The sequence below is a fragment of the Bacillus sp. AFS055030 genome, from assembly GCF_002574545.1.
Lineage (GTDB): Bacteria > Bacillota > Bacilli > Bacillales > Bacillaceae_G > Gottfriedia.
Genome location: NZ_NUGT01000003.1, coordinates 26,479 through 41,923 on the forward strand (window position 1 = coordinate 26,479; position 15,445 = coordinate 41,923).

At 34.1% G+C, this 15,445-nt stretch carries 12 protein-coding genes; all 12 read left to right on the top strand.

Annotated elements, in window-relative coordinates:
• Positions 1-854: 854 nt before the first annotated feature.
• The 12 genes from CN925_RS00850 (at position 855) to modA (ending at position 15,338) form a co-directional block, all read left to right on the top strand.
• A complete protein-coding gene (locus CN925_RS00850) occupies positions 855-3,050 on the top strand; it encodes a CDP-glycerol glycerophosphotransferase family protein (RefSeq protein WP_098843874.1) in 2,196 nt (731 codons plus the stop codon).
• A gap of 555 nt (positions 3,051-3,605) precedes the next feature.
• Entirely contained in the window at positions 3,606-4,844 is a 1,239-nt protein-coding gene (locus tag CN925_RS00855; protein WP_098843927.1) for an efflux RND transporter periplasmic adaptor subunit, read from the top strand.
• A complete protein-coding gene (locus tag CN925_RS00860; protein WP_098843875.1) occupies positions 4,844-5,563 on the top strand; it encodes an ABC transporter ATP-binding protein in 720 nt (239 codons plus the stop codon). The genes CN925_RS00855 and CN925_RS00860 overlap by 1 nt, the downstream gene beginning before the upstream one ends.
• Positions 5,538-6,692, top strand: a complete 1,155-nt coding sequence (locus CN925_RS00865) for an ABC transporter permease (RefSeq protein WP_483295152.1) — start codon at positions 5,538-5,540, stop codon at positions 6,690-6,692. The genes CN925_RS00860 and CN925_RS00865 overlap by 26 nt, the downstream gene beginning before the upstream one ends.
• A gap of 324 nt (positions 6,693-7,016) precedes the next feature.
• Entirely contained in the window at positions 7,017-7,850 is an 834-nt protein-coding gene (locus CN925_RS00870) for a DMT family transporter (protein WP_098843877.1), read from the top strand.
• Positions 7,851-7,861: 11 nt separating this feature from the next.
• A complete protein-coding gene (locus tag CN925_RS00875) occupies positions 7,862-9,163 on the top strand; it encodes a helix-turn-helix domain-containing protein (protein WP_098843878.1) in 1,302 nt (433 codons plus the stop codon).
• A gap of 135 nt (positions 9,164-9,298) precedes the next feature.
• A complete protein-coding gene (locus tag CN925_RS00880) occupies positions 9,299-10,528 on the top strand; it encodes a Zn-dependent hydrolase (RefSeq protein ID WP_098843879.1) in 1,230 nt (409 codons plus the stop codon).
• Positions 10,529-10,542: 14 nt separating this feature from the next.
• Positions 10,543-11,718, top strand: coding sequence for a M20 family metallopeptidase (locus CN925_RS00885; RefSeq protein WP_098843880.1), 1,176 nt, complete (start codon positions 10,543-10,545; stop codon positions 11,716-11,718).
• Positions 11,719-11,827: 109 nt separating this feature from the next.
• On the top strand, positions 11,828-12,022 hold the full coding sequence (locus tag CN925_RS00890; protein ID WP_098843881.1) for a DUF3311 domain-containing protein: 195 nt from the start codon (positions 11,828-11,830) through the stop codon (positions 12,020-12,022).
• 1 nt (position 12,023) lies between these two features.
• Complete coding sequence (locus tag CN925_RS00895; protein ID WP_098843882.1) at positions 12,024-13,496, top strand: sodium:solute symporter family protein; 1,473 nt, start codon at positions 12,024-12,026, stop codon at positions 13,494-13,496.
• Between the two features lie 513 nt (positions 13,497-14,009).
• A complete protein-coding gene (locus tag CN925_RS00900; RefSeq protein ID WP_098843883.1) occupies positions 14,010-14,315 on the top strand; it encodes a LysR family transcriptional regulator in 306 nt (101 codons plus the stop codon).
• Between the two features lie 210 nt (positions 14,316-14,525).
• Positions 14,526-15,338, top strand: coding sequence for a molybdate ABC transporter substrate-binding protein (gene modA / locus CN925_RS00905; RefSeq protein ID WP_098843884.1), 813 nt, complete (start codon positions 14,526-14,528; stop codon positions 15,336-15,338).
• Positions 15,339-15,445: the final 107 nt, after the last annotated feature.

Genomic DNA, 15,445 nt, shown 5'->3' on the forward strand with positions numbered 1-15,445 from the left:
AGCTATTTCGTACTACTCGATCAATTCGTAGAAAAATATTCAATTGCGATAAATTACGTCATACAAAGTAGGGTTTAAAAAAGATTCAATTAGAATGCTACTGAAGTAAGCTAAGCATATCGTCTCTTTTTTCATTTTGGTTATGAAGAATGGGAGGATATGCATTTTTTGATTTTATTTTAAAAATTCATGTGATTAGTAGTTTTGTTTTAACAATCGTAGTCTCCAAAATTAAGTAATAAACCAAAATATCTTATCGTAGCTAGATATTTTTTAAAGATTTTATGTAGGATAAATTTTGCCAAAACTAATAGGTATTTGTTTTTTTTTTCACTTTTCTCGAACTAAAATTAATGATATGATTTTATATTTAACGTGATAATACTTTTGTATCAATGTTGTATTTAGTATTCACACTTCTTCGAAAAAAAACAACATCCTTTTCAGAAAACATTTACCAAATGGTAAGTCGTGACTCTTTGCCTAATATGATTTATAATTAATCATGTTTGTAGGATTTAATACCTTATGTATTAAACAATCGGTCCACTAATAAGGGTGAATATTTTTTGTCATACTTTGTAGAAAAGAAATATGAAAAGTGTGTTAAACTAGAACAGTCTATAAAGAAAAAACTGGAGAAATAATAGGTACAGAACTATAAAGTGTCAATTTGTCCGAATATGTATTGACATTAGGAGTTCAGTAACAAATTTACCAGAAGAACGGCAGATTGGAAAATTATTGTATAACCCATTAAAAATATAGATGAAAATATTTTCAATACTAAGTATAGAGAAATGCAGTTATTCTGCTAGACGACTTAGAAAATACAGAGCTATGGGGGGAATAACATGCCTCGTAAGGAAAAAGAGCTGACATTTAATGAGCAAGCTAATATAGAAAATCTAAGGGTTGAGGATTTATATATAACATTTGATATATGCTCTAAAGAATTGAAACATGCTAATAATGTTGAGTTCTATATAAAGAAAAGAAATGATTTTAAAACTATTACACTTGATGTAAAAAGGTCAGTATCCGGGAATAAAGAACACATCATCATTCCGATTAAGCAGTTTCAAGGTAAAATTACAGAAAACAGTCGCTGGGATTTGTTTATGGAACTATACCTTGATAATGTGAAAGTAAATAAACGAATCGGAAACTTTAATGAAAAGCATTTGTCAGAGAAAGATAAGCGTTTCGGCTATATAATGTTAAATGAAGTGTTTGGGATAGCACCATATTTGGCATTAAATAATGAGTTCTCTTTCCATTTTTGTACTCCAGAACAGTATATGAATTCAAAGTATCCTATAAAAACAAAAATCCATGAATTGTCTATAAATAAGCAAGGGGTATTAAAACTTATTGCCTCGATTAATCTAAAAGGAACACATGATTTTGTAGTAAATCATATCACACTTAGGTTAAGGCAGGATAAGAGTCATGAAATTCAGATCCCTTGTACTGAAGAGTTTTCTCGTGATAAGAATAGTAGAACGGTTAAAGCTGAATTAAATATCAGCCAGTTAGAATTAGACCAATTTTATTGGGATTTTTTCATTTCAATTACTATTGATAATGGTGATGAACATCATGCACGAATTCGCAATGATAATTATTTAATTAGTAAAAAATTGAAACATGGTATATTTAACTATACTGTAAATACTCCTGATAACTATATGATTTATCCGTACATTACTGCGAATGATTATCTAGCTTTAACATATCGACAAAAAGGCGAATTCGAATCCCTTCAGTATAAGATTAATGAGTATGCTGCCTTTTTCTTATATAGTTTATTGTTCTGGTATTTTACAAGGAAGCCAATATGGCTTATTCATGAAAAATACTCAGAAACGGCTCAAGACAATAGCTTCTATTTCTTTAAATATTGTTATGAAAATCAATATAATAAGAAGGTTTACTATGTGATTAAAAAGGGTTCAGCTGATGAAAAAAACTTGGCCCCTTATAAAAAACGTGTCGTTTACTTCATGAGTTTTAAACATCTTTTTCTATTACTTGCATCCAAGTTAATTGTATCCTCAGAGACAAAAGGTCATGGATTTGCATGGAGAGTTTCTCAAGGAGTTATCCGAGATTTTTTATATGAGAAAAAGTATGTGTTTTTACAACATGGTGTTCTAGGGTTGAAAAAAGTTGGAAATTCATTTAAAGCAAAATCTTCTAACGGTGCAGACCTATTTGTAGTATCTTCTGATTTTGAAAAAGAAATCGTAAAAAGAGAATTTGGATACAAAGAAGATAACGTCATTGTTACCGGTCTATCTAGATGGGATGTATTAGAGGATAAATCGCATCAAAATACAAAAAAAGAAATACTCTTAATGCCTACATGGAGAAACTGGCTTGAAGAAGTAGATGATGATAAATTTATTTTATCTGATTATTATCATGTGTATAACAATCTAATCCAATCAGAAAAGCTCTCCCAATTGTTAAAGGAAAATGATCTTACATTGAACTTTTATGTCCATCCAAAATTTATGCCATATGTTGAAAACTTTACAAGTTCTCATGAGCATATAAATGTTATCCAATTTGGAGAAACAAATATTAATGATCTAATTATGCGATCAAGTTTATTGATTACAGATTATTCTAGTGTAGCCTGGGAAACATATTATCAAAAGAAACCGGTACTATTCTTTCATTTTGATTTGGATAAATATTTAGAAACTCAAGGTAGCTACATGGATTTAAGAAATGAAGTTTTCGGAGAAGTTGCTTACGACTCTTCAGAATTAGTTGATAAATTAAGCGTATATATAAACAATGGTTTTAAAGAAAAAGAAGAATTTAGTTTAAATAGAAATTATTATTTTAAACACCTAGATCAAGATAACAGCGCTAGAATTTTTAATTATATCAGTGAACGGGAAAAATCCCTTGTTAAATGGGAAGGGTTTCATAAAATATTAAAAAGAAGCTATCTTCTAAAATCCATTTATAGAAGATATAATCAAAACCCAATTTTTAAGCGGATTAGTACAAGCATTTTAAGTGTTCTAAAGTGAGAAGTTGAAATAGAGTATATTTATAATTTTAACTGCATTTTAGGTGATATAGATAATTGAACAGCTCTATTAGCGTTCAAAACTAAGACCGAATCATTATGAGAGTTGCTATTATAAATAAGTTATATTTTCAAGAATTATCATAGACTGCCTTTGCAAATATTGTAAAGGTAGTCTTTTTTTTGGGATTTGTTGTAGTAATCAAATTTTCAAAGTTACTTATGGATATAGAAAATGCTTTTATATTTTGGAGTAATGAAAAGGTTAGTGTAATGTAGGCTTAGGATAAAGCTAGAGCAAAGTTAATAATCAATTTACTATTCATGAAATTATATTAATAATCCATAGAATTTTTTAGTGAAAGTAAAAAAATCCCCTTCTATTAATTCAGAAGGGGTTATTTTTTTCGCTGTAAATAAGCGTTTTAAATGCTTGAAATCTATTAAGGAAAATTTAAGGTACACAACTCAAAATAGCCTTATCAAATGAAATTAGGAGGAGTAATGTTTCAGCAAATACGAAGTGAATCAAGATGATGGAGAGGAGAAAAGTAAATTGAAAAAGTGGGTTATTATTTCAGTTATTGTTGTTGCTGTTGGTGGAGGAAGTGGTTGGTTTATATATAGTAAGAGTCAAGCTAATCAAGCTCAAAATGTGATGGCTTCAGCACAAACAATTACGGTACAAAAAGGAAAGTTAGAAGTGGCTGTTACTGGATCGGGTTCTGTAACTGCAAATACTGACGAAGATGTTACTGCGGCAAATACAATTCTTGTTGTGGATGGTGTTAGTGTTTCATCTGGAGAATCTGTCGATAAAGGTGATACACTTGTGACATTTAAAAATGGTGAGGTTGTTACGGCACCAAAAGATGGAGAAATTACAAATGTTTACATAAGTAGTGGTAGCGGGGCATCGCAGGGGAAAGTACTAATGCGTATGGAAGATGAAGATGGGGTTACGTTACCGATTACAAGAGAGGATAGTGGCAGTTCTTCGAATAATTCTAGTACAGGAAATACTGGGGGTAGTAGTTTAGTAGCGGATATTGTAAATGTAAAGGAAGGCTCAGTTGTAAAAGAGGGTGCGACACTTGTGAAATTTACAGATGGTAGTATTTTACAGGCACCAGTTGCCGGAACAATTACTAGTCTTGCTGTTAATAGTGGAGATTCTGTACAAAGTTCGGCGACGGTGGCACATATTACAAATTACAGTTCTCTGGAAACAACAATCAGTGTCGATGAATTAGATATTACAAAGGTAAAAGTTGGACAGTCAGTAAAGATTACAGCAAGTGCTTTTGAAGGTGAAACATTCGATGGGATTGTAGCGAAAGTAGCAAATGAAGGTACATCGACAAATGGCGTTTCATCATTTGATGTAACTGTAAAAATTAAAAATCCAAAAGGTTTGAAAATTGGGATGTCAACGGAAGCGAGTATTTTAATACAAAGTAAATCAGATGCGTTATATGTTCCAGTAGAGGCAGTGTATAAAAATGGAAATGAAAAATATGTATTAGTTCCTACATCTACAGATGAATCTACAAAGAAAGTTACGGTGGAAACTGGTATTTCAAATGATACGAATGTAGAGATTACAAGTGGATTAAGTGAAGGGGAGTCTATTGAAATTCCGAGAGTTCAATCTAGGGGTAATTCTGGCGGATTTATGATGCAAGGTGGGGGATTCCAAGAAGGTGGGTTCCCTGGTGGAGGATTCTCTGGTGGTGGTTTCGGAGGAAGAAACTTTGAAAGAAAACAACCAAGTGGAGGACAAGGAGGTAAATAATGACTAACTTTGAGCCGATTATTCAAATAAAAAACATGACGAAGATGTATGAACTTGGTGGAGAAACGGTAATGGCTCTTCAGAGTGTATCTCTTGATATCCAAAAGGGGGATTTTATATCAGTCATCGGTCCATCAGGTTCAGGTAAGTCAACATTTATGAACATGATTGGATGCTTAGATCGACCAGATTCTGGGCGATATTTGATTGATAATGAAGATGTAGGGCAAATGAAAAGTTCGCAACTAGCAACTATACGGAATGAAAAAATAGGATTTATTTTTCAAAATTTCAATCTTATACCAAAGTTAACTGCGGTAGAAAATGTTGAACTTCCTCTTATTTATCGAGGGATGAAAACGGCTGAACGAAGAGAAATTGCTCTTTCGGCGTTAAAAAAAGTAGGTCTAGTAGATCGAGCGAATCATTTACCTACACAATTATCAGGAGGGCAGCAACAGCGTGTTGCAATTGCGCGTGCCCTTGCTGGAAGCCCTCCTATTTTACTGGCAGATGAACCGACGGGCGCTCTTGATAGTAAAACAAGTAAGGAAATTTTGGAGATTATGAATTTGTTAAATGAGCAAGGTCATACGATCATTTTAATAACACATGATTTAGAAGTAGCAAAAAATGCAAATCGTGTTGTACGAATTCATGATGGCCAGTTATACGAGGATGGAGGTGAATGGTTTGCAGACACTGAGAATGGCGCTTAAGAGCATTAAAGGAAATAAAGTAAGAGCGTTCTTAACGATGCTAGGTATTATTATCGGTGTATCCTCCGTTATTGTGATGGTTGCGATTGGTCAAGGGTCAACGAAAGAAGTGCAAGATCAAATAGGGAGCTTAGGTACGAATGTCTTAACAGTAAGTGTTACTGGCTCAGATGCAACGTTTAAAGAAGTTGATGCTAATCAACTTAAGGACGTTAGTGGTGTAGAAGCAATTGCTCCGACTGTCTCTGGAAGAGTATCTGTAAAAAATGGACAAACGAACGCACAAGTGTCAGTGACAGGAACAACTTCCCCTTATTTAAAAGTTCGCGATTTAGAGCTGCAATCGGGACGATTTATCGCAGACTTAGATAATGAAAATCGCTCAAAAATAGCAGTACTTGGCTCAAGTACTGCACGAACATTATTCGGTTTTGGAAATCCAGTTGGTCAATCTGTTAAAGTGAATGGAACTTCATTTAGAGTAGTTGGGGTACTTCAATCAGTTGGTAGTTCCTTAGGTTCAAGTGGGGACAGTACGATCTTTGTTCCTCTTAGTACTGCTCAGCGCTTGGCATCTACTACTTCAATTGGATCTGTTTATGTAAAAGTAGAAAATGAAGATATGATTAATTTTACATTGCGTAGAATTGAACAAAAGATGTTTACGATTATTGGAGATGCAGATAGTTATAGCGTTTCGAGTCCTGAGGATCTAATGGAAACTGCTTCATCTGTTAATAATACGATGACATTAATGCTAGGCGGAAGTGCTGCAATCTCACTTATTGTTGGCGGTATCGGTATTATGAATATCATGCTTGTATCGGTATCTGAACGAACAAAAGAAATCGGTATACGAAAAGCAATTGGAGCAAAGCGAGGAAGTATTCTTCTTCAATTCCTCATTGAATCAATGGTATTAAGTTCACTTGGAGGAATAATAGGTGTTGTAATAGGTGTAATAAGTGCGAAAATATTCACTATAATGACAGGAACAGCAATTGCATATTCTATACCGGTTATGCTGTTATCATTTATATTCTCTTTATTAGTTGGAATCGTATTTGGCGTTTTTCCCGCAAATAAAGCGTCTAAGCTTGATCCAATACAAGCCCTTCGATATGAATAATATGTATAAAGAGGTTGTCCTAAAAGTAAATCTTTTAAGGGGCAACTTTTTTTTGTGTAAAAAAGGAAATCGTTCTCCGTGATCAATTAATCAGACTAAAGTAAGAAACCTTATTAAGTTGATTCTCTAATAAAATAGTATTTTAGGTTTCTATCAAATGATGTCAGAATAGTCTATAATTGTGGTCATAACCTGAATTAGACCGTAAATGATGAAAAATCAGTATGAGGATTCCTGATGAGTATCGTGGAGTTTTATACTATCAAATTATGAAGGAGGTTCTCACATTTAAACAGATAATCAACTAGAGAGAGGAGAAAATATATGTTTTTTCTTGCATTAATCAGTTCTTTTTTGAATGCAGTGAATGCGTTGTATGCAAAAAAAATAACCATGCAAATGAAGGATAATAATAGCTTTATTGTAACATCTTTTTTAGTAGTCACCATTTTGTTAGGCTGCGTAATGCCGTGGTATTATTCCTTTTCTGTTACTCCAGTTACAATAGGTTTACTAATCATTGTGATTATTTTAGATGCATTGTCTAATGTAACATTTTTCTTAGCGCTAGGACGAATAGAAGTATCTCAACTAGCAGTGTACACTGCGTTGACTCCATTATTTACGTTTATTCCAAATAGTATATTGCACGGATTCGATCTACATATCTTAATTCCAGTCTTGCTTATTGTGCTTGGTGTATATTTTCTAAATGTAAAAGGTAGAAACATGTTATCTCCATTAGTAGAAATAAAAAAACCAGGGAATTTATTAGGGGTTGCAGCTGCAGTTTCAGCGGGACTCAGCATGGTTCCTACTCAACAACTGCTCGTTCATCAATGGATAAATGCTCCTACACTTTACTTTTTCAGAGCGAGTGGGATTGCTTTAATTATCTATTTAATCCATCGTCCGAAAATTTGGTATCCTAAATTGAATATGCATCTTTCGATTCGTGGGGTGCTTGCGATTTCACAATGGATCGCATTGTTTGCAGCTTTAAAGATTGCTAATGGGACTTTAGTTGTAGCTTTAGCTTATACTTCACCAATATTTGCGTTGTTTTTAGCAAGAATTTATTATAAAGAAAAAATTACAGCAGCTAAGTTGATTGCCTGCTGCATTACCATTTTAGGAATTTTATTTATTTTAGAGTAGTGGAGGAAAAGATGAAAAAAATTCGTTTAGGTTTACTTGGATCTGATGATTCGATTGACGTTATTCAATCTGTCATAAAGGAATACCCTGAATTTGAATGTACGTCTATCATTTATTGGAGAGAAGAGGAAATACCAGATCTTTTAAGTCCTATTGCAAATGATTTTGATATTTGGCTATTTTCGGGCAAGGTCCCTTATGCTATAGCCAAAAGCTGGGGTGGAATTACAAAACCGATGTTTTTTACGCCCCACACTGGACCGAGTTTATATAAAACTTTGTTACAAATATTCTATCATAACCAGATTGCCATGGAGCAAATCAGCTTTGATAACTTCCATTATGATGAACTTAAAAGCATATTAGATGAAGCGGAGATTAAAGCTGATCAGTTGTTTTTGAAATATTATGAAGGAGAAGTTGATGCAGATGAACTTGCCGGATACCACTATGAGTTATGGAAAAGTGGGAAAACACAAGCAGCAGTTACCTGTCTTCGATCGGCACATATTGAACTAGAGAAGATGGGTGTCCCGGTTTATCGTGTACTTCCTGCGAAGTCTGCTATTGAGTCTGTACTAAATTTAGCACTCCGAACTTTTGAGATGTTACACTTTAAAGAAAGTCAAATTGCCGTTCAAATGATTGAGGTTGACTCTTATTTTGGACTGGCGAAGGATACTTTTTCGACTGATGAAATTTACAAAAAAGAAATTAAAATGGCTGAGAAGCTTCTCGTTTACGCCAAAAAAGTTCAAGGGTCACTAAAATCTGCTGGTCCCGGTAGATATGTCATTTTTACAACCCGAGGACTTTTACAGGATATAACGAATGAATTTTCTTTTATACCGAATTTTAAAGATCTTGAAGAATTAAAGAAAGAAGTCATTACTTGTGGAATTGGAATCGGTAAAACGGCTTACGAAGCAGAAATTCATGCAGGAAGAGCATTATTTCATGCTAAAGAATATGGAAAAGGAAGTTGGATGGTTGCTCTTGATAATCAGACGATTGCGGGTCCATTGGGAAGAGAGGAACAAATTACATATTCTTATGTCTCAAAAGAACTACAAAAAATAAGCGAACAAACATCTTTAAGTATTTCGACACTTAGTAAACTAGAATCTATTCTTAAAAAAATAGGAAAGAGTGAAATTGGGGCTCACGAGCTAGCACAATATATGCAAATCATGCCGAGAAGCGCGCGTAGAATTTTAAAAGAATTAGAGGAACAAGGAATTGCTCAAGTTATTGGAGAGGAAACACCTTTTTCTCGTGGAAGACCTAGAAACATTTATAAAATAAGCCTTTGACAAGTGATCAAAGGTTTTTTTGTTTTTTATATAATATTCTGAATATTATTACTTAACAAATTAAATAATTGATGATATAGTTATGGTCATAGCCATAAATAGACCTAAAATAAAATATATTTAGTAGGAGGAAAAATGATTAATCAGGATAGATTGTGGAAACACCTTTTGGAATTAGGGTCCATAGGAAAACAAGATTCTGGTGGAATTACGCGTTTGTCCTTTACAGATTATGAGAGAAAAGCTAAGGAATTAGTTACTTCCTATATGGTTGAAGCAGGGTTAAAAGTCTACGAAGATACCGTTGGAAATCTTATTGGACGTAAAGAAGGGACTAATCCAAACGCACCAGTTGTACTTGTAGGCTCACATATTGATTCTGTATATAATGGCGGAAATTTTGACGGACCACTTGGCGTTCTCTCGGGGATTGAAATTCTCCAGACGATGAATGAGCAGAAAATCACAACAACTCATCCAATTGAAGTGATTGTATTTACAGATGAAGAAGGAGCAAGATTTAGCTTTGGAATGATTGGAAGTCGGGGAATTGCTGGAACGCTCAGCTTAGAAGATCTTCAAAATAAGGATCAACAAGGGATTACCATAGCACAAGCGATGAGCGAGGCAGGATATGATCCACTTTTAATTGAACAGTCAGTCAGACCTAAGGGATCAGTAAAAGCCTATGTAGAACTACATATTGAACAAGGAAAAGTGCTTGAAAATGGTAATTTATCAGTAGGAATTGTTACAGGAATCGCTGGCCCGTTATGGCTTAAATTCACAATTGAAGGTAAAGCAGGACATGCAGGGACAACTCCAATGAATGACCGTAACGATGCTTTAGTTGCTGCATCCGGGATTGTTCAACTCATAGAAACTGAATCAACTAAGACAGTATCAACAGTAGGAACAGTTGGTCAATTGCAACTATTTCCTGGAGGAATAAATATTATTCCTGGGAAGGTTGAATTTACCTTGGATCTACGAGATGTTAACGAAGCAGTTCGAGATGAGGTTGAAAATCGAATTGTAGAAGAAGCAAGAATTTTATGTGAGCAACGTGGTGTAGGATTAGAAATTGAAGTTCTACAACGTATTAAACCAACATTATGCTCGAGTGAAATTCAAGATATTGCAAAATTGGCTAGTGAAAAGATTGGTGTGGAACCATTTTTTATCCCAAGTGGAGCTGGGCACGATTGCATGCAGCTGACAAGTCTATGTCCTATAGGGATGCTTTTTATCCGTTCAAAAGATGGAATAAGTCATCATCCTGCTGAATGGAGTTCAAAGGAAGATTGTACAGACGGTGCGAATGTACTTTATCATACTGTACTTCAATTATCTAATAATGAATAGAGGGAGTTACAATTATGCAAACAATATCTTTAGATCGTTTAGTAGAGCAAACAAAAGAAGAAGTAATTAAGTGGAGAAGGCATTTCCATCAGTATCCGGAGTTATCTTTTCACGAAGAAAAAACAGCTCAATATGTGTATGATACACTTCAAACTTTCGAGAATTTAGAGATATCTCGTCCGACAAAGACGAGTGTTATGGCTCGTCTGATTGGTTCAACGCCTGGCAAGGTTTTAGCAATTCGAGCAGATATGGATGCTTTACCCATTGAGGAAGAAAACACTTTTGAATTTGCCTCAACAAATCCAGGTGTAATGCATGCTTGTGGACACGATGGTCATACAGCAATGCTTCTTGGCACAGCGAAAATCCTATCTAGTTTAAAAGATCAGATTAAAGGTGAAGTTCGATTTTTGTTTCAACACGCTGAAGAGTTGAACCCTGGTGGTGCAGAGGAAATGGTACAAGCAGGAGTTATGGACGGAGTAGACATGATAATTGGTGCACATCTTTGGGCTCCTATGAAACTAGGTACAGTAGGTGTTGTATATGGCCCGATGATGGCTGCTCCGGATACATTCTATATTACCGTTGAAGGTAAGGGTGGACATGCGGCACTTCCTCATGACACGATTGATTCGATTGCTATAGCTTCTCAAGTTGTAACGAATCTTCAACATATCGTTTCTAGAAATACTGATCCGCTTGATAATCTAGTCGTTTCTGTTACCAAGTTTATTGGAGGTACAACTCATAACGTAATCCCAGGTTCAGTAGAAATCTGTGGAACTGTCCGTAGTTTCAACGCTGACCTTAGAAAATCGGTGCCTGAACTGATGGAACGAGTTATAAAAGGAATAACTGAGGCTCATGGTGCACAATACAAATTTGAATATGAGTTTGGATATCGACCTGTTATCAACGATGAGCAAATTACGAAAGCTATTGAAGAAACCGTTCTAGAAGTATTTGATGAAAAGACTCTTGACCTTATGAAACCAAACATGGGTGGTGAAGATTTCTCTGCATTCCAACAAAAGGCACCGGGCACTTTCTTCTATGTGGGGGCAGGAAACAAAGAAAAAGACATTATTTATCCACATCATCATGCTCGTTTTACAATAGACGAGGACGCTTTGGCAATTGGTGTAAACTTATTCGTTCATGCTACATTTAAGCTTTTAGATTAATAGACTGATGGTTAAGTAGATCCTTAATTACAAGGATCTGCTTAATCTAAAAAACGTTTTCTGAATATTTAAACTAATAAAAATTTAAATTGAAAGTGGGGAACAATTTTTGAAAATCTATCATTTATTAGCACTTATTCCATTTGTTGCTATTCTAGGCTTTTCATCTTGGGCAAACCATGTTGAGCCATTTGTATTAGGAATGCCTTTTCTACTGTTTTGGGTTGTATTATGGACGGTTTTATCAACACCAGTTATGTGGATTATCTTTAAACTAGATTCGGCGAATAAGGGGGACAGTTAAGATGAATAGTGCATTAATTATCATTTTTCTTTTTCTTGCAATATCGATATTTCTAGGGGTACAAGCTAGAAAAGGTAAAGACATGAATCTTGAGCAATGGAGTGTTGGAGGAAGAGGATTTGGAACGATTTTCGTGTTCCTCTTAATGGCTGGTGAAATCTATACTACCTTTACGTTCTTAGGTGGAAGTGGCTGGGCGTATGGAAAAGGAGGTCCAACCTACTATATCACTGCTTATGGTGCACTTGCTTATATTATGTCTTATTGGTTGCTTCCAAAAATATGGAAATATGCTAAAGAAAATAAGTTAATGTCACAGCCGGACTTTTTCGCAAGTAAATACAAAAGTAAGGCCCTTGGCGTTTTAGTTTCACTAGTTGGTGTAGCTGCTGTAATTCCCTACTTAGTTCTACAATTAAAAGGATTAGGAAGCATCGTTTCGGAGGCTTCATATGGAATGATCTCACCAACATTTGCGATTTGGATCGGTGCTATTTCGGTAACTATTTATGTCATGATATCTGGTATCCATGGATCAGCATGGACTGCAGCGTTAAAGGACATTATGATTCTTGGTGTTGTTCTTTTTCTAGGAATCTATTTACCTTATCATTATTATGGTGGATTCCAAGCGATGTTTGAAGCAGTTGATCAAGCGAAACCAGGTTTTCTAAATCTGCCAAAAGAGGGATTAAGTGTATCCTGGTTTAATTCTACAGTTCTTCTAACAGCTTTAGGTTTTTATATGTGGCCACATACTTTTGGCTCAGTCTATTCAGCTAAAAGTGAAAACGTATTTCGTAAAAATGCGATTATCATGCCTTTATACCAACTTGTGCTGCTTTTTGTATTTTTCGTTGGATTTGCGGCAATTCTTCAAGTTCCTGGGCTACAAGGTGCGGATGCAGATCTGTCTTTATTAAAGTTAAGTAAAGCAACTTTTAACCCATGGTTTGTTGGAATCATTGGTGGAGCAGGCGTATTGACAGCAATCGTGCCAGGCTCGATGATCCTAATGGCATCTGCTACTTTAATATCAAAAAATATTTATAAAGTGTTTGTTCCATCTGCTACAGAAAAGCAGGTTGCAGTTTTAGCGAAATACCTTGTTCCTGTAGTTGCCTTATTCGCAGTTTTTTTCACATTTAATGGTGGAACAACATTAGTAACATTACTTTTAATGGGTTACAGTCTAGTTACTCAATTGTTCCCAACACTAGTCTTTAGTTTAATGAAAAAGAACTTTGTAACGAAACAAGGCGCATTCGCTGGTATTTTAACTGGAGTTGCAACAGTTACTTATGTCACTATAAGTAATACAACAATCGGATCTTTATTCCCAACACTGCCTCAATATATTAAAGATTTGAATATCGGTGTTATTGGTTTAGTTGTCAACCTTGTATTTTTAGTTGTTGTTAGTTTAATTACTAAAAATGTATCGGTTCAAAGTAAAAAAGAAATTGTAGCTTAAATAGAATTATGTACTAACAAATATCCCTAGGGTTGATTATTTTAATCAACCTCTATTTTTTTATGAGCTTTTATCTAAATTCCCCCAAATGCAAATTTATAGTTAGAAAGACTTAAAGAGTAGACAAATCCAAACTAAACCGCCATTTATAGGTGGTTTTTCTATTTGAGTAATATAATATTGGCCTATTTAACATAGATTTCTCCAGAAAAATTGGTTAATAAACGGGAAAACTCAATAAAATCAAGGCTAAAATAACCCAAGTTTAAATCAAAGGGAAATCAATTTAAAATGTAGAATTTTTCATTATTAGAGTTGGAATCATTTGAATTTGGTCAGTTGGTTTTTTGGAAGAAGTTAGTATCAGTAATATAAACGATTTGATTTATCAGTGAAAAATTTAAATAAAAAAACCAATGTTGATACTTTTTTTCAAAATTAAAATGACATCAACAATTAATAAAATAAAACTAGGACAGGAATAGCAACATCTTAGAGTATGGGGGGATCAAGTTGCATATTAAACAATTAAGTCATCTTTGTGAAGTTTTAGAGAGTGGTTCCTTTACGATTGCAGCGCAGAAGTCTTTAATTAATGAAGCTGACATGAAAGAATCAATCAATAGTTTAGAAATTGAATTTGGCATAAAGCTAATTGAGTGTGACGACGAATTTAAAGTAGTGCCTTCATTTGAATGCTTACAAATTATTACGCATATAAAGGAAATCGTAAGGAATTGTAGAGAAATTGACGAAGAAATTAAATCCTTACATAAGAAATCTTCTGTGAATACAATGTATGATGTGGGACTGCTTTGATCCTAAATAGTAAAGTATTTTAAATGTAGGACCAAATCATAATAGGTTTGGTCTTTTTGGAATGACTTTTATTTTTCAATAAAGTATCAGTAGCCTTCTCATACCTAATTTAATCTTTATATCTTTACGTTCTAAATCTTTCTTATTTATTTATAACTAAATATAATTAGATATAATTAGTTATTTTTTTTTAAGAAAGGTAGATGAATAATGAAAAAACGTTATTCTTTATTTTTATTGATAACAATGTTGTTAGGACTAATCGTATCTGGATGTTCAACAAATGAACAAGCTACAAAGCCAACAGGCAAAAAACAAGAAACTGTTAAAAAGAATGTGGAATTGACAATCTCAGCAGCAGCTAGTTTACAGGATGCACTAAATGATATTAAAGCAAACTTTGAAAAGGCTAACCCTAATGTGAAAATAAACTATAACTTTGGAGCATCAGGAGCATTGCAACAACAAATTTCTCAAGGAGCACCGGTCGATCTTTTCTTCTCGGCTGCAGAGGACAAATTTAATAATTTAGTACAAGATGGTCTTATTGATAAGAGCCAAGGTAAAAATGTAGTTGGGAATGAACTTGTATTAGTTGTACCAAAAAATAAAAATAAAGATATTAATTCTTTTGAGGATCTTACAAAAGCAGACAAAATTTCTATCGGGACGCCAGAAGCGGTACCAGCAGGACAATATGGTAAAGAAACATTGAAAAATTTAAATGTTTGGAAAGCGATTGAAGGAAAAGTAGTATATGGTAAGGATGTTAGACAAGTACTTTCTTATGTAGAAACAAATAATGTAGACGCAGGGATTGTTTATAAAACAGATGCGCTAACATCTACAAAAGTAAAGATTGTAGCAACAGCCCCTGAAAATACGCATGATCCAATCATTTATCCATTAGGCGTATTAAAGAATAGCAAGCAATCTAAAGAAGCTAAAAAGTTCTATGAATATCTTCAAAATGACGAGTCTATGAAGATATTAGAGAAGTATGGGTTTAAAGGACTAAACTAACTTACATTAGCTGACTGAAGTTTTTAGGAATGAGCCGATTAAATAATTGGCTCATTTTTCATTTTGGAATCTTGAATGAAATTTAATGTAAATGATTTGTTTGTTCT

What these genes read in the sequence shown, in the direction of transcription:
- CN925_RS00850 (WP_098843874.1), top strand. Translation starts at nt 855, where the DNA reads ATGCCTCGTAAGGAAAAAGAGCTGACATTTAATGAGCAAGCTAATATA.
- CN925_RS00860 (WP_098843875.1), top strand. Translation starts at nt 4,844, where the DNA reads ATGACTAACTTTGAGCCGATTATTCAAATAAAAAACATGACGAAGATG.
- CN925_RS00870 (WP_098843877.1), top strand. Translation starts at nt 7,017, where the DNA reads ATGTTTTTTCTTGCATTAATCAGTTCTTTTTTGAATGCAGTGAATGCG.
- CN925_RS00875 (WP_098843878.1), top strand. Translation starts at nt 7,862, where the DNA reads ATGAAAAAAATTCGTTTAGGTTTACTTGGATCTGATGATTCGATTGAC.
- CN925_RS00880 (WP_098843879.1), top strand. Translation starts at nt 9,299, where the DNA reads ATGATTAATCAGGATAGATTGTGGAAACACCTTTTGGAATTAGGGTCC.
- CN925_RS00885 (WP_098843880.1), top strand. Translation starts at nt 10,543, where the DNA reads ATGCAAACAATATCTTTAGATCGTTTAGTAGAGCAAACAAAAGAAGAA.
- CN925_RS00895 (WP_098843882.1), top strand. Translation starts at nt 12,024, where the DNA reads ATGAATAGTGCATTAATTATCATTTTTCTTTTTCTTGCAATATCGATA.
- modA (WP_098843884.1), top strand. Translation starts at nt 14,526, where the DNA reads ATGAAAAAACGTTATTCTTTATTTTTATTGATAACAATGTTGTTAGGA.